The 23,583-nt window shown below is 44.9% G+C and carries 19 protein-coding genes; 11 read left to right on the forward strand and 8 right to left on the reverse strand.

Annotated features, from left to right (window positions below):
- Window positions 1–360: 360 nt before the first annotated feature.
- Together AC3CH4_RS20740 and AC3CH4_RS20745 are read left to right on the forward strand one after the other, a co-directional pair.
- Window positions 361–1,179 (forward strand): hypothetical protein, encoded by an 819-nt coding sequence (locus tag AC3CH4_RS20740; protein WP_488543713.1) that lies wholly within the window; start codon window positions 361–363, stop codon window positions 1,177–1,179.
- A gap of 399 nt (window positions 1,180–1,578) precedes the next feature.
- Complete coding sequence (locus AC3CH4_RS20745) at window positions 1,579–1,968, forward strand: hypothetical protein (RefSeq protein WP_054545708.1); 390 nt, start codon at window positions 1,579–1,581, stop codon at window positions 1,966–1,968.
- A 156-nt stretch (window positions 1,969–2,124) separates the two neighbouring features.
- On the opposite strand, the gene AC3CH4_RS20750 is transcribed toward AC3CH4_RS20745, so the two are convergent.
- The gene (locus AC3CH4_RS20750; protein ID WP_146456406.1) at window positions 2,125–3,057 is read right to left on the reverse strand and encodes a LysR family transcriptional regulator; all 933 of its coding nucleotides are present in this window, start codon (window positions 3,055–3,057) and stop codon (window positions 2,125–2,127) included.
- 267 nt (window positions 3,058–3,324) lie between these two features.
- Between AC3CH4_RS20750 and AC3CH4_RS20755 the strand changes: the two genes are divergently transcribed.
- Together AC3CH4_RS20755 and AC3CH4_RS20760 are read left to right on the forward strand one after the other, a co-directional pair.
- Window positions 3,325–4,092 (forward strand): glycine betaine ABC transporter substrate-binding protein, encoded by a 768-nt coding sequence (locus AC3CH4_RS20755; RefSeq protein ID WP_488526322.1) that lies wholly within the window; start codon window positions 3,325–3,327, stop codon window positions 4,090–4,092.
- A gap of 156 nt (window positions 4,093–4,248) precedes the next feature.
- The gene (locus AC3CH4_RS20760; RefSeq protein WP_488543714.1) at window positions 4,249–5,274 is read left to right on the forward strand and encodes a zinc-binding alcohol dehydrogenase family protein; all 1,026 of its coding nucleotides are present in this window, start codon (window positions 4,249–4,251) and stop codon (window positions 5,272–5,274) included.
- Between the two features lie 111 nt (window positions 5,275–5,385).
- Here the strand turns inward: AC3CH4_RS20760 and AC3CH4_RS20765 are convergent, their stop codons facing one another.
- The 7 genes from AC3CH4_RS20765 to AC3CH4_RS20795 form a co-directional block, all read right to left on the reverse strand.
- The gene (locus tag AC3CH4_RS20765; protein ID WP_488543715.1) at window positions 5,386–6,018 is read right to left on the reverse strand and encodes a CIA30 family protein; all 633 of its coding nucleotides are present in this window, start codon (window positions 6,016–6,018) and stop codon (window positions 5,386–5,388) included.
- A 47-nt stretch (window positions 6,019–6,065) separates the two neighbouring features.
- A complete protein-coding gene (locus tag AC3CH4_RS20770) occupies window positions 6,066–6,332 on the reverse strand; it encodes a DUF3081 domain-containing protein (protein ID WP_488543716.1) in 267 nt (88 codons plus the stop codon).
- 260 nt (window positions 6,333–6,592) lie between these two features.
- The gene (locus AC3CH4_RS20775) at window positions 6,593–7,795 is read right to left on the reverse strand and encodes a type III PLP-dependent enzyme (protein WP_488543717.1); all 1,203 of its coding nucleotides are present in this window, start codon (window positions 7,793–7,795) and stop codon (window positions 6,593–6,595) included.
- Complete coding sequence (locus AC3CH4_RS20780; RefSeq protein WP_488543718.1) at window positions 7,788–9,653, reverse strand: IucA/IucC family protein; 1,866 nt, start codon at window positions 9,651–9,653, stop codon at window positions 7,788–7,790. Before AC3CH4_RS20780 ends, AC3CH4_RS20775 begins: the two co-directional genes overlap by 8 nt.
- Window positions 9,625–10,842 carry an MFS transporter gene (locus AC3CH4_RS20785; protein ID WP_488543719.1) on the reverse strand — a complete coding sequence of 406 codons (1,218 nt, stop codon included), beginning with the start codon at window positions 10,840–10,842 and terminating at the stop codon, window positions 9,625–9,627. Before AC3CH4_RS20785 ends, AC3CH4_RS20780 begins: the two co-directional genes overlap by 29 nt.
- Before the next feature lie 6 nt (window positions 10,843–10,848).
- Window positions 10,849–12,660: an IucA/IucC family protein gene (locus AC3CH4_RS20790; RefSeq protein WP_488543720.1), complete on the reverse strand. Its 1,812-nt coding sequence runs from the start codon at window positions 12,658–12,660 to the stop codon at window positions 10,849–10,851.
- Window positions 12,657–13,868, reverse strand: coding sequence for an ATP-grasp domain-containing protein (locus AC3CH4_RS20795; RefSeq protein WP_488543721.1), 1,212 nt, complete (start codon window positions 13,866–13,868; stop codon window positions 12,657–12,659). The genes AC3CH4_RS20790 and AC3CH4_RS20795 overlap by 4 nt, the downstream gene beginning before the upstream one ends.
- Before the next feature lie 240 nt (window positions 13,869–14,108).
- Here AC3CH4_RS20795 and AC3CH4_RS20800 point away from each other — a divergent pair, with 240 nt between their 5' ends.
- From AC3CH4_RS20800 to AC3CH4_RS20830, 7 genes are all read left to right on the forward strand, one after another.
- A complete protein-coding gene (locus tag AC3CH4_RS20800) occupies window positions 14,109–16,145 on the forward strand; it encodes a TonB-dependent receptor (protein ID WP_146456391.1) in 2,037 nt (678 codons plus the stop codon).
- 188 nt (window positions 16,146–16,333) lie between these two features.
- Window positions 16,334–18,463, forward strand: a complete 2,130-nt coding sequence (locus tag AC3CH4_RS20805; protein ID WP_488543722.1) for a TonB-dependent receptor family protein — start codon at window positions 16,334–16,336, stop codon at window positions 18,461–18,463.
- 87 nt (window positions 18,464–18,550) lie between these two features.
- Entirely contained in the window at window positions 18,551–19,528 is a 978-nt protein-coding gene (locus AC3CH4_RS20810) for a Fe(3+) dicitrate ABC transporter substrate-binding protein FecB (protein ID WP_146456387.1), read from the forward strand.
- On the forward strand, window positions 19,525–20,559 hold the full coding sequence (locus AC3CH4_RS20815) for a FecCD family ABC transporter permease (protein ID WP_488543723.1): 1,035 nt from the start codon (window positions 19,525–19,527) through the stop codon (window positions 20,557–20,559). Before AC3CH4_RS20810 ends, AC3CH4_RS20815 begins: the two co-directional genes overlap by 4 nt.
- A complete protein-coding gene (locus AC3CH4_RS20820; protein WP_488543724.1) occupies window positions 20,559–21,530 on the forward strand; it encodes a FecCD family ABC transporter permease in 972 nt (323 codons plus the stop codon). The genes AC3CH4_RS20815 and AC3CH4_RS20820 overlap by 1 nt, the downstream gene beginning before the upstream one ends.
- A gap of 2 nt (window positions 21,531–21,532) precedes the next feature.
- Window positions 21,533–22,297: a Fe(3+) dicitrate ABC transporter ATP-binding protein FecE gene (fecE, locus tag AC3CH4_RS20825; RefSeq protein ID WP_114634946.1), complete on the forward strand. Its 765-nt coding sequence runs from the start codon at window positions 21,533–21,535 to the stop codon at window positions 22,295–22,297.
- A 155-nt stretch (window positions 22,298–22,452) separates the two neighbouring features.
- Window positions 22,453–23,346: a DMT family transporter gene (locus tag AC3CH4_RS20830; RefSeq protein WP_065207062.1), complete on the forward strand. Its 894-nt coding sequence runs from the start codon at window positions 22,453–22,455 to the stop codon at window positions 23,344–23,346.
- Window positions 23,347–23,583: the final 237 nt, after the last annotated feature.

Genomic DNA, 23,583 nt, shown 5'->3' on the forward strand with positions numbered 1-23,583 from the left:
ATTTTGATCCACAGCAATAAATGTTTCACATCGAAATGCGAATATTAAAAAATGAGAATTTAAGCAGAAATAAAAATAACCATGTGTATTTAAATATTAATGAAACTATATCTAGTGAATGTGTTTTGCCTAAATATAAATTTATTGAATATTAAATTAGAGGAGGACGAGTTTCATGTATGGGAAAGAGTGACAAAGTTAACGTTATTTAAGGTTTTGTCATTTGATACTTTTAGCCCTACTTTTTTTTATTTTTTGTCTCTTTATTTTGTTATCTAGCGGGATCGAATTTCTCTAAAGTGTTTTGGAACTTGGCTTAACTAGGCTAAGAGCCCAATAACGTATAATAGGTTTTTGATCATGACTAATTATAAAAAAATAACACTCAGTAGTGCCCTTATTCTTTTCTCATCTCATGCATTGTCAGATGACCACATCACACCAGATGATGCCCCAGACCCCGGCGACCACACCAAAGTTTCATCTGTTATCAACGTGACTTACGGGAAGCAAAGTTTCAGAGAAGAAGATAACGACCTCGCGCAAATCCAGGCTCAGATTTCCGGACAAAAGAGCAATGAGAACTTGTTTCTTGGGCAGTTAACAATACAAGGTCAAGATAACGGAAAAGTGGGGAGTGAAGACTTTAACCTATCTCAAGTTCGCGCTCGTTATTTCGAAGTAAGCCGAACCGATTGGCAGCATGCGCCAATGGTTGGTGTATCGCTTGATTATATAGAAACCAGTTTCACCGATGCTATTTCAGATCGTTTGTTCGCAGTCGGTGGGTTGATTCGTGTAAATACTCCGTTTGATAACTGGTTATCTTTCCCAATTTTGGCCGGTGCAGTAGGGCAAAACAACAGCGATTTTAGTCGATTAGGCCTTACCGATGACTATACCTATGGCGTTCAATTTAATTTCTTGAACTCGATTTATTTGCATGAAAACGGCACTCATGTACAAATAAATCCGCAGTTTAGCTCGCTTGATTTCGGTGGCAGTGTTGGGACGATAAATCAGTTGCAACTTGACCTCGCATTTCAAGGCCCACTATCGGACAACCGCAAGCACTGGGGTAAAGTGACGTATACGGAATTCTTCGATGATACGGAGCAAAGCTTTGGTCACAATAGACAGGGAACAGAATTAAAGTTTACCTACAGCTATTACTTTTAACTGGGTATAAGGTAAGTCTTAGTGAGCTATTTACTTCATCTAGTGCTGTTTCTAGGTTTATTTAAATAATGTGAGATCGCAAGACTTCATTCTTGTTGTTCCGTTTTCCTCACTGAATTTCAAGACCATAAACAAATTGCTCTAGTTTTCTTTATCGCTAGAGCATCTACATATGACACATTATATCGTGGCAGTTACGAGGCTTCGTTTATCGTCTTACAGTAAGTTTACGAAATGTATTGGTCGTCTAAAAAACAACTGAGTTACTTCACTCATTACCTTGTTATGTGTTTAGTATAAATTATCAACGACCAATCCGTCTTCGTTGTTGATTGAGATAGTATTTTGCTACAAAACGCGCATAATCTTGCTATACAACACTTAACGAAGAAATTACCTATGACTACCTTTCAATACTACTTCCACCAACTGCCTTGCTTCGACTGTAAAAAAACAACAGTAAGTACTGATCTTGGTTGGTTAACGCCTGCGATGAAAGAGGATGCTCTCGCTCAACTGACAGCGACTCTTGCGCAAGGTGAGATTACACCTGATCTTTCAGCAAACGTGGTCTGTACTAAAGAGGAAGCTCGTGAGTACCTATTGCTTAACTTCTTCGGTTATTCAGAAGAAGAGCTAGCAAGCGAAATTGAAGCGGATGATGAGAAAGAAGTCGCGGATGAAATCGCAGAGCTACTGGAAGAAGGCGAAGACACCATCACCTTCGAACATGAAATTGCTCTTCAGTGCTGTGCAGGTTGTGACGTTGTTGAAGACGAGTCAAACTAAACTCTTGTATTAAGGTTATTAAACCAAGTACTTGTAATAAAGTCAGTATGTTCATCATACCCATATGATGTTCAAATGATTAAAGGCGTTAGCGAATTGAAGTTCGCTAACGCCTTTTTTGTATCTCTACTTTTTATCTCTAAGCTGTATTAGATCCTATGATATTTTGCTTTCTATAATGCCTTGCTCACTAAGTTGCGAAAGGATCTCTGCGGTCTTCTCTCTGAACAAATCTCTCAGTAGACGCACAGTAGGGGTGATGGATTGACGACTTGGACACACTAACCACAACTCTGTAGATGTTGGTTTAAATTCAGGCATGACTTTAACTACTTCGCCTGAAAGCAGATGAGGGGACATGTCTAGACAAGATTTTATTGCCACTCCTTTACCCGCGATACACCAACGTCTTACAAGGTCAGCGTCGTTCGAAGCGCGGTTCCCTTTTAGTTTCACTTTATGATCTTGAGTGCCATCGTTGAATATCCACTCGTCTTGTAATATGTCATGAAGTTGGTAGAGCAAACCATTATGTTGAGTTAAGTCACTCGGGCGTTTTGGTGTTCCCATTTCAGCCAAGTATTCAGGGGCCGCACACAATATTCTGGGTACATCGCAGATTTTAAAGCCATACATGTTGGCATCTGTCGGGGAGCCATAACGCAACGCCATATCAACAGAATCACGGTAAAAATCGATATTGCTATCGCTGATGCTAGTACGTAGTGCGACGTTAGGGTATTCCAGTAAAAATTCATCAAGCCAAGGTGTGATTAAGTTTCGCCCTAGATCCGATGAAAGCGCGATGCGAATTTCACCGTCAACAATACCGAGCTCCTCGCGCATGTTGAGTTTCGCTTGCTCCAACATTTTTAAGGCTTGTTCACACTCAGGTAAATAGCGTTCGCCTGCTGAAGAGAGCCTTAGGTGGCGTGTGGTTCTTACAAACAATTCTGCCCCCAGTGCAGCTTCAACACGTTTGACGGCAGCGCTTGCGGTGGCAGTGCGCATATCAAGGTTGGTGGCTGCAGCGGTGATACTGCGAAACTCCGCCACTTTCAAAATGACCTGTAAGTCTTCAAGAAGCATGTTATCTACCTGTATTGAATTATGTTCTAAACATGGGGTTGGGATATTTCCCGATCACACTCTGCAAATGGGTTATCTCTACTTATCGCTTCTAAGTTAGCTTCAAACACTTAATTGTCAAAATTAATTTGATAATAATTCAAATGTGAAGCTGTTTTTCATTAGTAATTTTCTCACTATCATTTCCCCTATCGACAACGTAGCGCAGTACACACCGTATGGACGAAGCCTACGATCTAGGGGGATAAGATGACTAAGACAATCACAATGGGTGTAACGGATTTGTCGTTCCACCGTACGACCGCTTCATTGGTTGCCAATGTATTGAAGACCATGGGTTTTGAGGTAGAGCGCATTTTCTCTCCACATCAGGAGAACTTTGAAAAGCTGAAAACAGGCCAAGTGGATATGCTTTCTTCTGCGTGGCTGCCATCAAGTCACGGCATCTACAAAGCGGGCGTTGAAGAAGTTGAGCCGCTTATCGAGCTTGGGCTTCATTATGAACCTTATGCCTTGTGGGGCGTACCAGACTATGTGCCTGAAGAGGTGGTTTGTGAAGTCTCTGATTTATTAAAAGCCGAAGTGATCGAGAAAATGAACTCGACCATCCAGGGTATCAACCCCGGTGCTGGTATCACACGCTTCTCTATCCAGATGATGAAAGACTATGGCCTGAGCGATGCTGGTTACCAGTTCTTTCCTGGCAGTGAAGACGATTGTTTCAGTGCCTTTGAAAGTGCGGTCGCAAACAAAGAGTGGGTGGTAGTGCCACTGTGGAAACCTCAGTTTTTGCACCATCGTTACGATATTCGAGAACTTAAAGAGCCTAAAGGCTTACTCGGAATCGTTGACAGAGCGGTACTGCTTTTAAGAGATGACAAGAAGCACTTGTTTAACGAAGAGCAGATTCAGAAGTTGGATTCCCTACGCTTCTCGAATGACATTATCGCAGAGCTGGATTACAAAGTTTGCCGTGAAGGTAAACCACAAGATCAAGTCACACATGATTGGTTGATTGAGAAAGGCCTGATTTAACCTCTCAGTCTTCGGCAATGCAGTTAGATGTCTGCATTACCCAGATAGCGGTAACACCATTATCAAAAATTATTTGAGAATTATTCAAATATTAGGCGGTTTATCTAGAGTGAGAATTGACTAAGATTAACCCGTCTAATTCAAGGAGAAAGCACAATGTCAGTACCATCAAAAATGAAAGCTATCGGATTTACTCAATCACTTGCGATTACAGAGCAAGACAGTTTATTTGAGTTTGAAACGAGTCTGCCAGAACTAAAAAATAATGACTTGCTGGTAAAAGTGAGCGCGACTTCTATTAACCCTGCTGACGCAAAAATTCGTATTCGTAGTGCCAAAGACAAAACACTCGAACAATCAAAAGTCTTGGGTTATGACGCAGTCGGTGAAGTTGTTGGCAAAGGTGCTGACGTTGAAGGCTTCGAAGTCGGTGACCGTGTCTACTATGCAGGTGACGTAACTCGTATGGGCGCTAATGCCGAATACCAAGCTGTGGACTACCGTATTACCGCTAAAGCGCCGAAGAGCCTTTCTGATGAAGCTGCGGCCGTTATGCCACTAGCAACGCTTACGGCATGGGAAGCGTTGTTTGACCGCCTTCGTGTTCGTCCTGAAGAGAAAAAGTCTATCCTGATCATTGGTGGAGCAGGCGGTGTAGGTTCAATTACGATTCAACTGGCTAAGCAACTGACCAACCTAAATGTTATCGCAACAGCTTCAAGACCTGAAACTGAACAGTGGGTAAGAGATATGGGGGCGGACTATGTGGTGAACCACCGTAACCTTGTCGAGTCTGTGCGAGAGCAAGGCATTCAACATGTCGACTACATCTTCAATGTTGCTGATACCAAAGGGCACTGGGATGCGATGGTTGAGCTGATTGCACCACAAGGCCTGATCAGTTCGATTGTAGAGTTCGATGGCGGGATTGACTTATCAGCGCTGCAAGGCAAATCAGCAGGCTTTATTTGGGAACTGATGTTTACACGTTCACTGTTCAACACCGACGATATCCAGAAGCAGCAAGACATCCTATTCCAAGCCGCGAATCTGATTGATGCGGGTCGTATTAAATCGACGCTGACCACCACATTGAATGGCTTTAGTGTTGAGACACTGAAAGATGCGCATCAACGTATTGAAAGCAGCGCTTCGATTGGTAAAACAGCCATTAAATATTAATAGTTAATGATTTAGATCTTTGACGGTTTGAAGTAATGATCTCTTGAACAGCAAGCCCCTTATATTACTCGCGAATCGGTAAGATATCAGGGGCTTTTGTTCGTCTGTGGTTTACTTAGAGTCTTGCTCAGGTTTTTGGGATACTTTGAATTGAATCTGGATTAGGTTTAGCTCGAAGGGCAGGGGCTGTTTGTCTGCAATCAAAAAGCCAATTTGCTTGATGTCTTGTGCCTTAAGTTCCGGGGCATCGCTCAGTAGCCGACCTCTGAACACCGATTGAAAATCATTGAAGTGGAAGACCTTGTTTAGCTGCTCTCCCTTTATGGTATCGAAATCGTGTTTGTATTGAACTCTATTACCCTCCTTACAAGTGGTGAACCTCAGTTGGTAGGTGCGACCATCACCAACGAATATCAGCTCTGCACTATCTATTTCATGGGCAGGTGATTCAATGGAGCGCTTTACAGAACTGAAACCACCATTATTTTCTAACGAGAGCTCTCCCCTAAATCGACTCATGTTATTAAGATAAATGAGCTCGCCTGTTGAGATGCCGCCCATTACATCGTCGTTGGTCACTGTCCAGTTTTGATGCTCACTAGCTTGTGTAAAGTCGATCATGTTTGTCCCTGTTGCATCTGCCTTAAGACTTAACGAATGTAGGCTGAGTAGAAGGAGTAAAGGTGTCGTTAACCTAAGGTGTAACCGCGTTTTACAATTGGTTCCGTTCATGAATTTCTCCACTCTTTCCCTGTAGACTATGCGTTATTTACTCGATAGCGATGGGTAACTTATGAAGAAGGTTCAGTTTCAAGCATAGCTAAACAACGCTTGATGAAGTCTTCATAGTTCGATGCTTTGTCGTATTCGATCTTCAATGAGCCGTGGAACATTAGGGTCACGGTAACGTCTCGGTAGCTTAACCAACAGGTGTAGCCGTCGTAATCGTGCCACGCTACCATCTCGCCAAATTGATATTTGTTATCCAATTGCTCGCCAGATGAACGAATGCAATCGAACACTCTAAGAAAATCAATAATGGTGATTCTGTTGTCCATGTACCACTCCCGTTGCGCAGTCGATGAAAAATGCTAAGTGCTTGTATTTGAATTAACTACGGTTTGGTTCTACATTGCGATCACTGTAGGGAGTCGAGTGTTCACTCACCTTAGCTGTTTGGCAAAAGGGTTACGATAAACATAAGAAAGGCGTGAGCAGACCTGAGTTTGCTAACGCCTTTTTAATTTAGCGCCTTTAGTTAACTCTATGGCGTTTTGACTCAACCCGTAAGTTAGAAATCATAGAGCACTGGAGAGCTTTAGAAGTAATGAAACACCGGAGGTTCATGCATTAAAAAGTTTTGATGCGAGATATTCCATGCGTAAGCGCCTGCTAGAGTGAACACTACATAGTCACCGATATCGAGCTGTTCGATATGTTGATTTCGTGCCATAACATCTTTTGGAGTGCAAAGCTGGCCAACCAACGTGGCTTTAGCATGGTTTATTGGATGTGAAATGGTGGGTTGTTGATTACTTTTCACGATAGCAAAAGGGTGGTCATGGTTTTGTGCAGCCGGTGTACGGAAATGATGTGTTCCACCACGAGCAATCACAAAGTTCTCACCAAGGTTTTGCTTAATATCCAGTACCTCCATCACGTAATAGCCGCACGGTGCCGAGATATAGCGGCCACATTCAAAACGTAGCTTCCAGTCTTGTAGTTGTTCTTTAGCAATCAAGAACTCCAATCTGTCGCAGAACTCCATCCAAGGAAAGTGTTGCTGCGGGTTTTGGTAATTGATCCCCATGCCACCACCGAGGTTGATGATTAACTCATCGAGTGAGAACGTTTTTTTCCACTCTTTGACCACTTGGAAATAGCGTTGCATCAAGGCGAGGTGGCGATCAACGTCGAGTTGATGTGACATCAAATGGAAGTGAAAGCCTTTCAACTTTATTAAGGGGAAATCGCGTAGGTACATCAGCGCGTTGTTTAACTCACTTTCATCTAAACCAAATGGGGTGGGCTTTCCGCCCATGGCTAATTTGCTAAGTGTGATGTCTCCAATGTCGATGTTCATACGCAGGAAGATCGAAGCAGGCCTATTCAATTTTTGTGTTAAAAGACCAATGCGTTGTAACTCAGTGAGGCTCTCTACATGAATCGCATCAACATCGAGTTCAATTGCTTGCTCCAGTTCACTGGGCATTTTCCCCGGGCCACCAAAGATCAGTGGTTTATTGAGTTGTTGCTGGTGGAGGTGTGTAAGCTCTCCGCCTGATGCAGCTTCGAAGCCATCAACATAAGGAGCTAAAGTCCGCAGTATCGGCGCTGAAGGATTCGCTTTCGCCGCGTAAAATAGCTCTACGTTTTTTGGCAATACATGGCGCATCTGCTTAATGTGCAGCTCCAACGCATCGAGGTCATAAAGATAAGCACATAATGGTTGAGTTTGTTGCTTGGCCAATTGCTGTATTTCTTGATGGATAGAGGCAGAAAGTTGAGGAGAATTAAGCATGGTGAACTCCTTTTGAATGAGTTGGCCACGGTGCTGCAACTTGGGTGTAACCGGACTCTTTATCGGCATTTTGCATCAAACGTGTTGTGAAGTTATTTTTGCTTGGGAAATGACCATCGTTAAGCAATGCCATTAGTTCGGGTTGCTGGCCATTGATCGACTGCCAGCGGACGATAGCGTCTTTTAAAGTTCCCCATAACGAGCTCTCAAGTGCCGAATTACCCTCAGCGATAAAGAAAATGGCCTCACTGATATTGTTTATGAAGGTGCAATAGCCAATACGGTTCCAACCTTGCTCACGACTGTAGTACACCGATTGACGAGCACGTTCTGAAAGTTGCTGAAGTGTTTCTGATGGCCAAAACTCTTGTAGTAGCTTGGTACCTTCTAAGTCTCGAATCCATACACAGCAAGGCATGCCTTTTTCAAATCCAATCAACGTATTTTGTAAATGAGGTTCAAACGCAACCCCATGTTTGAAGTAGTAGTTAAAGACGCCCGGAATCAAACAATGCAGATAGCGCTCAAACCACAGCGTGGCGATATTTTCATATTGGGATTGTGTTGTTTGCGCTTTTTGTTTGAGTTGAGTGGCGATGCAACTGTTCCCGTCTGTATCGTAAGCAAAGAGGGCACCCGCTAACGTTGGTTGCAAAATATCGGTTTCGCTTAAGGTGAAATTCTCTCTATACAAAATACCAAACGACTCTCGAGCCTTAATAACATCCGCATGTTCTTGTTCAGCCATAGATTCTAGATTCAATGTGGTTGCGTAAGGTTCTGTCATTACTTTGAATACTGGATTACGTAACTGTTCACTCTCTTTGATGGGATGCAGAATCGAGGTTAATTGAACGGCACTATCGAGCTCATACCATGCGTTTTTACGTACGCAGTTAGTTAAACGTACATTGATAGAGAACTTAGCAAACCAATCCATATCTGGGTGGTACAGAGTGCGCACGGATGAAGTGGGTAAGAGTTTTTCACCACCTAATCCAAGCGGGATGATTTTGCCTTGTTCAATGGCCGTTTTGACCACTGGGTTTTGCAAAAGTGTGTAAACTTCCCAAGGGTGACAAGGGTAAAGCATGGTACCTGCTGAATTGTTTTCATCAGGTGCAAGTTGTTCAAGCATGGTCGTTGGTGAGGTACGGTTATCTGAACTCAAGACGTCGAGCAACGTAGTGTTGACCTTAAACCAATACAGGGGAACCTTAGCGCCAACCTCAGGGGAACACGCGAGCAGATCATCGATACTGACACCTGAACGACTCTTTGGCGTTGGATGAAAAGTATGTCCCCAAAGTAACGATTGCTCTGATGCGATAAACGCGTTGTGATGCTGAGGTGAGTTGTCTGAGTTTAGGAACTGCTCGGTAATCAACAAACTGTTTTCCATTTGCTCGACCAACTCGTGATTGAATGGAATCGTCAGCATTTCTTTTAGGTAACTGAGTAGAAGCGTCAGGGTTTGAGTTGCGTCCAATTTGCACCAAGCTGCACCGGGCATTTTAGCCCAAGGTGTATCACTGAGCTTCACTTTCCCCAGTTTACTGGTGTACTCAACGGGTAAAACCATCAGACCATTTTTCTGAGGTTGATCTTGGTGAGGTAGGTGAATGGCCACGCGTTGGTGAGCGTTGTAGTTTCTTTTCAAAGTTTGAGGAAGAGAGGCCGAACTGTAGCACCAATTAACCTGTTTCTTTGGTATCGCGTATTCACGTAAGTAACAGTTCACCACGCCCATGATGGTATTGAGTTGGGCTTTTTCTCGGTTTAGCAGTGCTTTTTTACGATTTTGAAGAACTTGGTCTTCAGCGGAATATTCACTTGGAGATAATTGAGTCTGTAACATGTTGATGTCCAAATTTTGAATGGATGATCAGCGCGATAGCAGCAATGCTACTGACCAACATAGAAAGTATGAAAGGAACCTCAAGCCAGCCCAGGCTTGATATAAAAGAAGCGCTCAATCCAGCCGCAACGCCACCCCATTTAGACATAGCATCAAAGCGCGAAAATACTTTGCCGCTTTGTCGTCGATCAATTTGGTTTGCTAACGCTTGATGCAAGCCGTGATAACAGCAAACCATGCCAAGTCCGAAAACAATACGAGCAATAATCAACACTTCTTGATAAGGAGTGAGATGCATTGCTGCACTGAGTGAAAGCAAACCAAAGCCTAGCCATAAAGTACGCTGCGTTTGATTGCGTTCAAGCTGGTGGCGATCAACCCATTCTGAGAACAGATGAACTTTTCCTGCAAAGATCAGATAAACACCATGTGGGAGGGCATATAAAAATCCAATCCACGCTTGGCTTGTCACTCCATATTGCTGCACATAAGGCGAGAAATAGGGGAGCGTGACGACCATGGCGAAAGCAAAGCTGAACTGCGCGCCAAACACCCAATAAAGCGTATTTAACGAATTGGTTTGGCTGCTTTGAGCTTTATTCGACGCCTGATCTTTTACAATCCCCTTAGATTTCGCTAAGTCATCGATGGGTAATGTTAAGGTGATCAATAGCGCGAATAGCGGTAAAGCGGACAGCCACAGATACGCGTTCAGCGGGTTTGTTTCTGATAAGCTCCAGCCAAGCCCTATCGGAGCAATAATTAGCGCCAGACGAGCAGAAAGCTGAGTTTTATTGAGTGACTTACCGAGTGATTTTGCATCCTTGATTTGGCTGGATAAGTAGCTGTTTGAGGCGGCCATGGTGCCACCAAAGGTTCCTTGAACGATAAGACCAAACACAAACATTGAGAGATTATCGGCTAAGCCACACAGCGCGAAGCCTGCTGCAAGCCCGAGTTGAGCACGTAATAGAGAGCGACGTCTGCCATATTTATCAGCAAACTGCCCCCAAAAGCGCGCCGCAACGGCAGTGCAAAAGGTCGGCAAAATGAACAGTACCCCCGCCCAATCCGAAGTAATGTTTGCATCCAGTGTTGGCAATACCATTGGTAAAAACAGCGGCATGCCTAAGGCTGCAAACGCGGCGATAAAGTGGCTTAAAAGTACACAATAGATGAGTTTGGTCATGATGGGTTAACTCACGCTCTGCTTGATGTTTTCAAGGTAAGCGTGTTGTGCTTCTTCGCTGGTTAGCAATAAAAAGTTCGGTGCCGACAAGCCATAGAACTTATTGATATCGCTTGCGCCAGACGCCTCTTTAGACAATAAGCTACCCGAGCTCAATAGATACTTAGCGTATAGGTTAGGTGATTCAAACAACATCTCGTTTGCGAGCTTGGTGTTGTGTCCTTGTTCATCCAACTGGTTAAGTTGTTGGGAGAGGCTATTGGCGACCACTTCATACAGATAAGCTGACGTGGCGATTCCTTTCGTCGCCATTGCTTCGACAATCGCGGCAATGTCTAACTGCAAAGTAATCGTGGTAAACATCTGACCAAGAGCAAGCTCGTTATCTACAGTGATACGTTGATCTAAAAGCTGCGCACATTTTACAGGCGATTGTTGTTCAAAGGTTTGGAAACGTTCTGGCCAAATACGCGCTGCATCGTTGTCTTTCATTGCTAAGGTCATCTTACCTTGCTCATCGAATGCAATGATGGCGTTTTGTTGGTTGGACTCCAAAGCGATACCGTAACGAATCCACAATGTAAGGTGCACTTTGCAAAGTAGATCAACGTAATCTTTAAACCAAGTCAGTGTATCTTGTTGATAATACTGTTCGGCGAGGTGTTCCAAGAACAAGCGTCCATCAGGCATTGGGCTGGCAAGGGCAGCAACAGGTACTAGTGCTTTGTCTTGGAAGTAACTCTGCGGGTATTCGCGCACAATGTAAGCAAAGGTTTTATCGTCTCCAACATGGCCGCCATGTTTCTCATAACAATGGAAAAACGTGCCGTGTAAGTCTTTATCTGTTTGCTCTAAGTGCGTCAACAAACGTTCAAACCAATGCCCATCATAGAGCGTAGATGGTTTGATTAGGCGAATGTTTTTAGTACCCAAAGATCGCATGATCAGCGGCACCTTGATATGGACCTGTGGTGTTGTGTTCACGACCACAGTGCGCACTGACAGGGTTGGAGTTACCTCAAGATACGCAACCGGTGCTTCAATGACACCGTCAGGAATGCCGTCAAGACTTCTTAGTGTTAATGGGTGTGCGGGGAATAGCTCATGGCTAAGAGCAAAATCGGCGGGCAGACCCACTTGCTCCATCGTTGGCCAACATTCTGGTTGTGGACTGGTCAATGTAACGAGTGACTTCTCGATTGCGAGCCAACGAAGTTCAAAGCTTTGTGCAAATTCTGGCGCGAATTGCTCTAGGTCGTGATCGCTTAAACCGAACTTAGCACGTGCTGTCGGGTAGTAAGGGTGGTCAAGATAGGATGCGATTTGATCGGCACGTAATAGCTTTTTCTCCCAACGTTCTAGTTGAGAAATCGGCTGCATGAGTGATTCGGATTGCTGACTGAAGGCGCTGTCACACAATCCTTTGTGTTTTTCTGCGCATTCGAGTTCTTGCAAATAACCATCTAATAACGAATGCGAGCTTTCGTGAGCACTTGCTTTCAATAATTCAATCCAATCTTGATAGTACTGCTGGCTTTCAACGACACCATTTCTCTCGATGAACCAACCATCACCTTCCGAGCCATCTGGTTGGCCGTATACCCAACGCTGCATGTAATAGCTGGGAGTAACGGGCAGGTAGAGTGTAAAGTCTAAACCTGTAAAAATAGCCCAAATTTGATTACGAGGATAAGAAGATAACTTGAGTGCACTCGGGAGCTGAGACTCAAATTGGCTTTGAGAAACTAATCCAAACAAATCTTCACGCAAGCAAGTATCGACTAGTCGTTGAGTGAGGTATAACGCGTTTTTATTCATGCTGTTACCTCGTTTGTTGCTGTTAGATTGAAGCGAGAGATTGCCTGTTGTAGTGCGGGTTCTAGATTTTGACCAGAAGGAGAAACGACCGAAATTCGCGCTAAGTAATCCTTGTTGGAGAAACTTTGTTGGAACGTATCACCAACCTTTTTAAGGACTTGCTGCTGAGTGACAATATCGCCCTCTTGGTGAATGAAAGAGGTTGATGATCCTTCAATCAAACCGCTTTGTTTGGCCACTAAATAGTGCACATGGGCGCTGCCATCAATACGAAATGTAGGATCAAGCTTGTGACCCAAGTGAAGATTTAAGATGGTATTGAACCAATTCCCGCCACTGAGGTTATTAAGCAAAAACTCCCGGCCATCACCAATACTTCGATAGTTGATTTCGACCAGTACAGGCCCTGAATCTGTGATGATGAACTCGCTATGACAGACACCAAACCCCACCCCGAATTCTTGAAGCTGACGTATACATTCATCACGGTAGTGAACGCTGTTAACACCATTCCAACTCGCCGCTGTTTCGATGAAGTAGGGTGGTGCTGAGAGCTCTACATCAAACCCACCAAGCGCGACCAAATGATCCCCGTCGCCAATGGTTTCGACAGTAATCAATGGGCCTTGCAAAAACGCCTCAACCAAGATGGGAGTAGTAGGGTGCCTTTGCCAAAAGGTATCGCAATAGTTATCCAGCTCAGCCGCAGAATCGCAGCGCTGCACGTCTAAACTAGCCACGCCTTCCTTGGGCTTCGCAACGACAGGAAAATCGAAATCGAATACAGGAGCGCTCTCTCGACTTAACAAAACACTTCGAGTATTAGGTAACGATTTTTCGTTGAGAACCTGACGAGTTAAGTATTTGTTTTTCGCCTTAATCGTCACGTTCCAATCTTTAGCGGGTAAACCAAAGAACTGTGCACAGATTGCAGTGGAAGTTTGTAGGTGGTCGCTATTACTGAAAACAGCATGAGGTGCTAGATTTTTCTCGGTGATGATTTCGATGAGTTCAAGAGGGTTGAAGACATCGCATTCTAAAATTTCATCGGGATTAAAGCGTTCATCATCACTGCTCAATTTCAGGTGATTGAGCTTGTGATCTGTGATCAAAACGACGTGAAGACCCATCGCCTTTGCGGTAGGTACGAAGCCGTGAGTGACTGCATCATTCACGACGTGACTTACGATAATAATCGTAGATTTCATGGGGCTTTCCTAATTTTAAAACGTTGTTGTCGCCTGCTCACAACTCGCTTTCAAGTGCTCTCTTTCGGGGTTAAAAGAAAGAGAATTTTTCTATCTTATTGTTTTTATTGATTCTTATGTCATTAGTAGTGTTGCATATTGCAAAGCAAATATAGATCAAAAAATATATATTGCAAATATAAATGATATTTGTTCTTATTCGCAATATTGTTATTTTATAAACTAAAACGGAATTAGAAAATGAACATGAGATTGACCTTGTCCCCTCTTGCTTTGGCAATTGGCGGAGCCTTGGCGGCGGTGGCTGGTGTGTCAACTGCAGTGGCGGAAGAACAAGCCACTGTAGATGAAACAGTGCAAATTATTGGCCATCAATACGAAGGTTATGCAGAGCATATGCCTCAGTCAGGAACCAAAACGGATGTCGAGTGGTTAGATGTGCCACAAGCGGTATCGGTTGTTACAAAGACAGAAATGGAAGACCGTGGCGCGGTACGTTTAGTGGATGCACTTGATGGTGTTGCAGGGGTTAACAATACTCTGGGTGAGGGAAGCCGAGACCAATTTGTGATTCGTGGTTTTGATGCACTCAACGATATCTACCGTGATGGTATGCGTGATGACGGGACTCTGCAATCGTACCGAAGCCTAGCGAATATCGAACGTGTCGAAGTGGTAAAAGGCCCTGCGGGCGCACTTTATGGCCGAGGCTCCGCGGGCGGTATCATTAACTTGGTCACCAAGCGAGCTAACGGTGATAACTTCACCAACGTAAATGGCAGTGTTGGCAGCAACAATTTGTTTGTTGGTCAAGTTGATAGTTCGATGGCGCTTAGTGACAAGGTCAGTGGTCGTATCAACGTGGAAAGTCGACAGTCTGATTCCTATGTAGACCATGTCGACTCTAATGATTTCTTTATTGCGCCAACAATTCGAGTGATGCCTTCTGATGGACACATTATTGATCTCGATGTCGAATATGCGCACCAAGAGTTAGTGCCATATCGTGGTGTTCCATCAAAGAATGGTAAGCCTGTCGACGTCTCTGAAAGCACGTTTTACGGTGGCACGAACGATTATCAAGAGTCGGACAGCATTCGTGTTGGCGTTAATTATGAATGGCTTTTGAATAGCGAATGGGCATGGACAAACCGCGCAGCATACAACCATATCGAACTTGAGCAAAAGGGTACACGCCAAGGGACGGTAACTGGGAATGGAGTATCTCAGAGTGTAAATAACCTCGGTTACGACCCTCGTACCACGACGACTCTTCAATCTGAGCTAGTTTGGGAAACGGATTCGAACCAAATGATGATCGGTGCGGATTATAATCAGATCAATATCGACCTAATGCTCGCAAGAGATGAAACCTTACCTCCGAAAGATATCTATAACCCTGTAGCAGGCCCAACGCCTGATCCGGGGTTTAAACCTTCCCGTGATAACACCACAACGACGACAGGTGTTTACATTCAAGACGTTTACACCTTTGGTGATCTTTCAGTGATCGGTAACGTGCGTTACGACTCGATGGAGCTTGAACAGCAAAAAGCGGGCTCAGCAAATGAGAATCTAGACGATGACAAAGTGAGCTACCGTGGTGGTTTGGTCTACCGTCTCAACAATGATATGTCAGTGTATGCGAGTTTAGCTCGTTCATGGCAACTGCCTTACTCGGGTATCTATATCAATCCTAAATTGGCTGAATTTTTCCATACCGATCTAAAAGAAGTGGGTGCAAAAGCTTACTTACTCGATAACGCCTTGATGCTTAATGCCGCGGTCTTCCAAATTGATCAAGAGCAACCAGAAACGAATATAGACGGAGACGTTGTTAACAAGATCGAAGCTCGTCACCAAGGTATTGAGCTAGAAGCTCGCGGTCAGTTTACAGAGCAATGGGACATTTCTGTGGGCTACAGCTATTTAGACGCGGAGAACAAAGAGACAGGCAAAAAGCCAAACGATGTGTCTGATCATTTGTTCTCTCTTTGGAGCACTTATCAGTTAGATGATAACTGGCGTTTAGGTGGTGGCGTGAAATACGTAGGTGACCGTTACGCGGGTAATGATGAAGCGGTAGCTCTGGGTGACTACACCACGGTTGACTTGATGGCAGCGTACACCACGGGTCGTCACAAAGTTCAAGCGAACGCTTACAACGTGCTTAATGAGAAATACATTCTGGGTGCAACCAACGGCACGTCTGGTACTAACCAGATTGGTTACGGAGCGCCAGCCGAATTCATGCTCAGCTACGGCTATCAGTTTTAAAAGCTAATTATGTTCTAAGAATGAGTTCATTTCTAAGAGCTCTTTCTACTCTAAAAACGATTGTTTTGTTCGCTACGAATGAGTGAACAGTTGGTCTTATTTTGAGGCCATTTAGCCCATAGGGTCAAAGCGCCGATATAACCGAAAACACGGCCTTTGATCCTAACCTGCCTACTTAGGAGATTTTCATGCCTTACCAGAATTTGGATGGTAAACCCTGTACTCAATCACATCAAACGTTGCGTCTAAGTACACTTGCGGTCGCCATCGCTTCAGTGACTTCCATGGGCGCATTTGCTGCACCTGATCCTCAAACAACGACCATGGAAACGGTTGTCGTGACAGGTAGCTTAATCGGTAACTCGGAGCTAGAGGATGTGAAAGAGTATCCGGGAGCGCGTACCGTTCTAACTAACGAACAAATTAAAAAGACTGGCGCACTTTCGATTGATTCGGCCTTCCAAAGTGTACCGGGCATTAAGGTTCAAGACGAAACGGGCACGGGTGTATTGCCTAACATCTCGGTGCGTGGTTTGAAAGCGAGTCGCAGTGGGCACGCTCAATTCCTAATGGATGGTGTTCCTCTGACACTGGCGCCGTATGGTCACACAGGACAATCAATTTTCCCTGCAACGCTGTCGATGCTTGATCGTATTGATATTGTGCGAGGCGGCGCTGCGGTTCAGTACGGACCAAACAACGTCGGTGGTGTGATCAACTTGGTGACCAAGCCTATTCCACATGAGTGGCAAACGGAAATCAGTAATCGCTTTACTGTATTCGAGGATGGCGATACGCCGCTCAACGACTTTTACCTGCGCACGGGTGGTTGGTTAACCGATACGCTGGCACTTCAAGTCGAGGGGAATTTCTTAAAAGGTGAAAGCTTCCGTGAACACTCCGACACCGATGTCAAAAACTTCCAAGCGAAGTTGCAATGGTTACTGAGTGATACTCAAGAGTTACAAGCTTTCGTTCAGCGTTATGATGCCGACACCCAAATGCCGGGTGCTTTATCGCCAGAAGATTACAAGAACGATCGTACTCAATCGAAGCGACCATATGATGAATACCAAGGTAAATCGACGCGTTGGAGCCTAAAGTATTTACATGATTTGAACATTGCCGATAGTGCAGAGCTAGAGATACTGACATTTGGTCACCGTTCTGAGCGCTTCTTCCAATGGGGCTTTAATAGTGCGGGCGGTCACTGGGCCGATCCGGCATTACCATCAACCGATATTCGCACGTCACCACGTGAGTTTTCCGTTTACGGCGTAGAGCCTAAAATCGCAATGTATTTTGACGGTAATACTGTGACCCAAAACGTGATTGTTGGGGCACGCTACGTCAACGAAGATATCGATTACAAGCTCATTCAAACATCAATTTCTAGTGGAGTAACCACAACGCCACGCGATTGGCATTTGGATACTGATGCTTTTGCAGGCTATATCAGCAATGAAATTGGCTTGTTTAATGATGTACTGAAAGTGACGCCGGGTATTCGCTATGAATCAATAGATATGGCATATAGTGATTTAGGCCAAGGAAAGAATAGAAACAATAAGGTGACTGAGTGGTTGCCGGGCTTGACTGTGGCATACCATCTGACTGAACAATGGGTTGGATACACTAATGCACAGAAATCTTTACGTGCACCACAGATATCTAACATTAAGGTTAATGGTAAAGAGGGCAGTGAGCTCGCATGGAACTACGAGTTAGGTGCACGTTATAACCAAGATTCAACCAGCTTCAATGTGGCGCTTTACCGAATCGATTTTGAAGATCAGCTACAATGGCAAAGTGCTACTCAAACTTTTCACAACATTGGCAAAACACTTCACCAAGGTGTTGAACTTTCAGGTCGTTACGTGCCTCAAGCGATGCAAGCGTTGAGTTTGGGCGCTGGCTATAACTACTTAGATGCAACGATCGAGGAAGAGGGCGCAAACAAAGGTAATCAACTTCCTTATACGTCTAAACATCAATTTAGTTGGGATGCGACTTACGCCTTTAGCAAGGTAGATACGACTTTATCTGGTTACTACTTTAGCGAATCTTATTCTGACAATGCGAATACAAGTGCCGAAGATGCAACGGGCGCGACAGGTAAAGTGCCTGCCTACATGGTCTGGAACTTCAACCTAGGTTCGGATTTGTACAAGGATGAAAACAGTAAGCTGCGCATGAACTTTGCGGTGAACAACTTGTTTGATGAGGACTATTACTTCCGTGGTATTGATACCAGCCCAGTTGGTCGTTATCCAGCACCAGGACGTTCTTACACTTTGGATCTGAATTATCAGTTCTAATACGTAATTTATTGAAAGTAATAACGAATAAAAGTCGCCAATACTCTTGGCGGCTTTCACGGTTCTAGCGTTTAAGGAAAATTAAATATGGAAAACAGCTCCCGACTCTTGTTTTCGAATCCATTGCAGCTGTCGAACGGACTGCTGTCATTTAATCGGCCGTTTTTATTCAGCAGGATAGCAATAACCTTAGCTTTGCTGATCTTAAACTTGTTCTCATTCTCCAGTTCAGCACAAACAAGGGTCATACAAGACGAGCAGGGTCAGTTTGAGATAGCGACTACCCCGCAACGTATTGTGGTGTTGGAGTTTTCATTTGTAGATGCACTCGCTGCGGTGGGTGTATCTCCTGTTGGTGTTGCGGATGACAATGATTCTTCGCGAGTGATTCCGGCGGTACGCGAATTGGTTCAACCATGGGAATCGGTTGGCATGCGTTCTCAGCCTAGCCTAGAAGCCATTGCGGTATTAAAGCCTGACCTGATCATTGCAGATGCAGAGCGTCATCGTACGGTCTATCAAGATCTACAACGCATCGCACCAACGCTGCTGCTTAAAAGCCGCGGCGAGACGTATCAAGAGAATTTGGAGTCTGCGCTCAAGATTGGCATCGCTCTCGACAAGCAATCGTCAATGGACCAACGAATTCAACAGCATCAACACGCCATGGCTGAATTCAAAAGTCATTTCTCGCTCAAACAAACCGTCCAATTCGCTGTCGTGTCGGATAAAGGTATGTGGTTACATAGCCCTGCATCTTACGCAGGGGGCGTGCTGACCACATTAGGCATTGCGAGCCCTATTGTGAAACCAACAGAGAAGGCATATTTACCAACCAGCTTTGAGTTGTTGTTGAAAACCAACCCGGATTGGTTGCTCCTTGGCGCTTACTCTCATCCTAATATTGTTGATGATTGGCAGAAAAACCCGTTATTCAATGTACTAACCTCTGCAAAAAGTCAGCAAGTTGTAGAAGTGTCACCAGCACTTTGGTCACTGAATCGAGGCATGTTAGCGGCAGAACAAATGGCGAAAAATCTTGAGCAGATCTTGGACCCATCATGAGTACGATGTTGTTCTCTAAAAGTAAGAAATTCTGGCCAATACTGTCGTGGCGAGTCACGTTATTTACGGCATTCGTGTCGTGTTTGGCACTGTCTGGTTACGCGGCCTCTATGACCGGGTGGTCTAATTTCTCTTTAACATTGAGTGATTTGATTCACTACTGGTTCGCGTTTGATGAAAGCAACATGACTCATCAAATATTGGCGACGCTAAGAGCGCCAAGAGCTTATGCAGGGCTATTGATTGGTGCGAGTTTGGCCGTCGCTGGGTTATTGATGCAAGGTTTGACGCGCAATCCACTGGCGTCTCCGTCGATTCTTGGCATTAACGCTGGCGCAGCCTGTTTTATGGCGTTAGCTGCAATAGGTATACCTGTGGTTAGCGAGCTAAACCCTATCCTTAATGCGGTTCTTGGTGCGTTGCTAAGCGGCGGTGCTGTGATGCTTCTGGGCGGCTTTTTCTCCGCACGTTCTCATCCGTTACGTTTGGTTCTAGCAGGTATCGCCATTACTGCGTTATTGCTCGGACTGACACGAGCGGCGCTGATTCTTGCTGACGACATGGCTTATAGCGTCTTGCAGTGGCTTACTGGTTCACTGTCTAGTGTGGATGATGGGCAATGGCAACAGCTTTGGCCGCCTGTAGTGATTGGTTTGGTGTTGGCAATGAGTCTTGCTCGCAATCTCAACTTACTGGCACTTGGCGAAGAGGTAGCCGTGGGGTTGGGCAGTAACATCAGGTTTACCCGCCTCGTGAGTGGACTGACGATCGTGTTGCTTGCCGGAGCAAGCGTCGCTATCGCAGGGCCAATTGGCTTTGTAGGACTGTTAGTGCCTCATTTGGTTCGACCTATGGTCGGGCACAATTACCATTTACTGATTCCTATTTCAGCATTGGCAGGCGCAGCATTGGTGTCTTGGTCGGATGCGCTGTCGCGAGCGATTGCTTTCCCGACTGAAACACCCGTTGGTGTTATTACTGCTTTGCTCGGGACACCTTGTTTTATTTTGATTGCGGCGAGGAGATCTTAATGCACCATCACACCAAGATAGTTTTGTTATCTGGGATTCTCATATTAGTGGCATCTGCGGGTTTGTTTGTCGGCGCAGCTTCGCTTTCTGTTTCTCAAGTCATCGAACATTTGGTCGCGTTTTCCAGTGACGACTTTGTTATCCATCAGTATCGGTTACCACGTATGTTGCTCGCGATAAGCGTGGGCGCAGGGTTAGGGCTTTCTGGGGTATTAGTGCAAGGCGTGATACGTAATCCGTTAGCATCGCCTGACCTTATGGGTATTAGCGCTGGGGCAGGCCTTGCTGCGACAGCGAGTTTAGTTTGGTTTCCCAATGCACCAGTCAGTGAGCTTCCTGTTGTAGCTATGTTCGGTGGGGTATTGGCTGCAGGGCTGATTGCTGTATTGGCATGGTGGTCAAGGCCAACACCCGCCAAGTTGGCGCTGATTGGTATTGCGGTGAGTGCGTTTCTGGCCAGTTGTATCGACTTCTTGCTGGTTACCAATCCGATCGAGATCAACACGGCCATGGTGTGGTTAACTGGCAGCCTTTGGGGACGAAACTGGCAGCAAGTTCCCTTTATTTGGAGCGTACTGCTCTTGTTGTTACCCATGGCATTGTGGCTTGCTTGGCGATTAGATGTGATGGGGCTTGGCGAGGAAAGTGCGACCATATTGGGTACTAAGCCAAAACAGATTCAGGCTCTTGCGCTATTGGCCGCGGTTTTGCTTGCCAGTGTTAGCGTTTCTGTTGCTGGAACGATCAGTTTTGTGGGTTTATTAGCACCTCATTTAGCCCGCTTGTTGTTTGGGCATAATCATAAGTTGTTAATCCCAGCTTCTGCACTGGTGGGGGCAATTCTGGTTACCAGCGCTGATGGGTTAGCCAGAGGTCTACAACCACCTATTGAATTGCCAGCAGGCGTTCTCACGTCTGTGATTGGCGCGCCATATTTCATCTTTCTTCTCTATCGTTATCGAGGTTGGTAACCATGCTTAAAACGCAGAATCTTTCCGTCGCGTACGGCAAACAAACGATCATACCGAACCTGTCGGTTTCTATCCCTAAGGGAAAAATTACCGCATTGATAGGACCTAACGGGTGCGGTAAATCTACCTTGTTAAAGACGTTAGTCAGAATTAACAAGCCAGTGGATGGAGAGGTGTTGTTTGAAGACAAACCGCTATCAAGCTATGGCGATAAAGCGCTCGCTCGTTCGTTGTCACTTCTTCCGCAAATCTTGGTCAGTCCTGAGGGGATCACGGTAAGAAAGTTGGTCGAATATGGCCGTTCGCCTTATGTCTCGCATTGGGGAAGGTTAGGGCAGGACGATCAAAGGATTGTTGAGCAAGCAATGCGAGATACAGGTGTGCTTGAGTTTGCTGATAAGCCGGTTGAGTCACTGTCTGGTGGGCAGCGTCAAAGAGCATGGATCGCGATGGTAATTGCACAAGATACGGACGTAGTGATGTTGGATGAACCGACCACATACCTTGATATGTCTCACCAAGTGGAATTAATGAACCTGATGCAACAGATGAATGCCAAAGGAAAAACGGTGGTTGTTGTGCTGCATGATCTTAACCAAGCCAGTCGTTACTGCGACCATTTAGTGGTTTTGGAAAAGGGATGCGTAATAGCAGAAGGCTCGCCTGATGAGGTGATGACCGAAACTATGCTCAGTAACGTGTTTGATCTCAAAGCGAGCGTGTTTCGTGACCCTATTTCAAATACGCCAATGTGTGTTGCTATTTAGGAGACTATCAGGCAGCTGGAAAGGATGGATACTTATTCCTTAATACCTTTGGTTTTTGGTAATAAGTATCCGGAAACTTTGTTCTTACTTATTTTCCATTCTCATGTATTATGCCTGCCCATAATTGTATGACAAATGTGTAGCTCTGTTTCCGTATGAATAAAGTCACCAACCACGCCATCTTGCTTTTGGTATTTGCAAACCTATTGGCGTCTTTTTCCGATGTCTCACTAAAAATACTTAATGGTGAAGTTCCCACATTTCAGTATGTGTTTATCCGCCAGCTATTGAGCGTGATCTTACTGCTTCCTTTTTGGCTAAAGCTCCCTAAAGAAACTCGCATGCAAGGCGGTTGCCGCATCAATTTTTTACGGGCTCAATTTATATTAGTGGGCAGTGGTTGTGCGATGATTGCCATTACACACCTTACCTTGGCGACAGCGAACGCGATGTTCTATGTTGGGCCAATCCTGATGCTTCCTCTGTCTATTGTGTTGTTGAAAGAAAGGCCGACATCATCAAAAGTGATAGCGACACTGATAGGCTTCGTGGGTGTATTAATTGTGTTGCGTCCAGAGCAATTTCACTGGGCGGCGATTGCAGGGCTAGGCAGTGCGCTTGCAATGGGTGTTGGTAATATTTTGATCAAGCGTCTGAACGCCGAACAACACATTATCTCGACCTTATTTTGGACTAGTGTTATGACTCTGCCACTTGCACTGGCGTTTGCATTGCCGGCATGGGCCGAGATTGAATGGCGTCATGTGGGGTGGATCATGGCAATCAATCTATTTGTTCTTGGTTATCATGCATTGGTGGTGGTCGCGTATAAAAAGGCTCCAGCAAACCAAATCGCGCTCGCAGAATACTCGGGGTTAGTGTTTGTAACCTTGTTTGGCGTGATGTGGTTTGACGAGATCCCCGACATTCTGACACTGGTTGGTATCAGCCTCATCGTTATTCCAATGATGCCGATTAAATGGAAGAAGTTCTTTAGTCTAGGGAACAGAGCATCTCTCGATGTAGAGGTGAATCAGCCCAAGTCATAATATCTGCGGCTTAACCGCCGCGTATTGCAAAGACGAAACGTGCTAGATGAAAGAAAAGCGAACCTAAGTGGTTCGCTTTTTGTTTTTGAATCATTAAAGACTTAAGAAACGAGCTTAACAAGCCGCATGATTAGGAAGTCAGTTTGGGGTAGGTCGTCTAAACTTAACGTCTGTTGTTTAAAACTTAGGTGATTAAAGTTCTCATGCTTAAAGTTTGTATAGCATCAAAAAATAGAA

It is taken from the genome of Vibrio sp. QJM3NY_26 (genome assembly GCF_057786005.1).

Excerpts from the sequence above, each read along its gene's own strand:
- AC3CH4_RS20815 (WP_488543723.1), top strand. The coding sequence starts at position 19,525 with ATGAGTACGATGTTGTTCTCTAAAAGTAAGAAATTCTGGCCAATACTG.
- AC3CH4_RS20795 (WP_488543721.1), bottom strand. The coding sequence starts at position 13,868 with ATGAAATCTACGATTATTATCGTAAGTCACGTCGTGAATGATGCAGTC.
- AC3CH4_RS20770 (WP_488543716.1), bottom strand. The coding sequence starts at position 6,332 with ATGGACAACAGAATCACCATTATTGATTTTCTTAGAGTGTTCGATTGC.
- AC3CH4_RS20760 (WP_488543714.1), top strand. The coding sequence starts at position 4,249 with ATGTCAGTACCATCAAAAATGAAAGCTATCGGATTTACTCAATCACTT.
- AC3CH4_RS20785 (WP_488543719.1), bottom strand. The coding sequence starts at position 10,842 with ATGACCAAACTCATCTATTGTGTACTTTTAAGCCACTTTATCGCCGCG.
- AC3CH4_RS20755 (WP_488526322.1), top strand. The coding sequence starts at position 3,325 with ATGGGTGTAACGGATTTGTCGTTCCACCGTACGACCGCTTCATTGGTT.
- AC3CH4_RS20790 (WP_488543720.1), bottom strand. The coding sequence starts at position 12,660 with ATGAATAAAAACGCGTTATACCTCACTCAACGACTAGTCGATACTTGC.
- AC3CH4_RS20820 (WP_488543724.1), top strand. The coding sequence starts at position 20,559 with ATGCACCATCACACCAAGATAGTTTTGTTATCTGGGATTCTCATATTA.
- AC3CH4_RS20800 (WP_146456391.1), top strand. The coding sequence starts at position 14,109 with ATGAACATGAGATTGACCTTGTCCCCTCTTGCTTTGGCAATTGGCGGA.
- AC3CH4_RS20810 (WP_146456387.1), top strand. The coding sequence starts at position 18,551 with ATGGAAAACAGCTCCCGACTCTTGTTTTCGAATCCATTGCAGCTGTCG.
- AC3CH4_RS20775 (WP_488543717.1), bottom strand. The coding sequence starts at position 7,795 with ATGCTTAATTCTCCTCAACTTTCTGCCTCTATCCATCAAGAAATACAG.
- AC3CH4_RS20750 (WP_146456406.1), bottom strand. The coding sequence starts at position 3,057 with ATGCTTCTTGAAGACTTACAGGTCATTTTGAAAGTGGCGGAGTTTCGC.
- AC3CH4_RS20745 (WP_054545708.1), top strand. The coding sequence starts at position 1,579 with ATGACTACCTTTCAATACTACTTCCACCAACTGCCTTGCTTCGACTGT.
- AC3CH4_RS20805 (WP_488543722.1), top strand. The coding sequence starts at position 16,334 with ATGCCTTACCAGAATTTGGATGGTAAACCCTGTACTCAATCACATCAA.
- fecE (WP_114634946.1), top strand. The coding sequence starts at position 21,533 with ATGCTTAAAACGCAGAATCTTTCCGTCGCGTACGGCAAACAAACGATC.
- AC3CH4_RS20740 (WP_488543713.1), top strand. The coding sequence starts at position 361 with ATGACTAATTATAAAAAAATAACACTCAGTAGTGCCCTTATTCTTTTC.
- AC3CH4_RS20830 (WP_065207062.1), top strand. The coding sequence starts at position 22,453 with ATGAATAAAGTCACCAACCACGCCATCTTGCTTTTGGTATTTGCAAAC.
- AC3CH4_RS20780 (WP_488543718.1), bottom strand. The coding sequence starts at position 9,653 with ATGTTACAGACTCAATTATCTCCAAGTGAATATTCCGCTGAAGACCAA.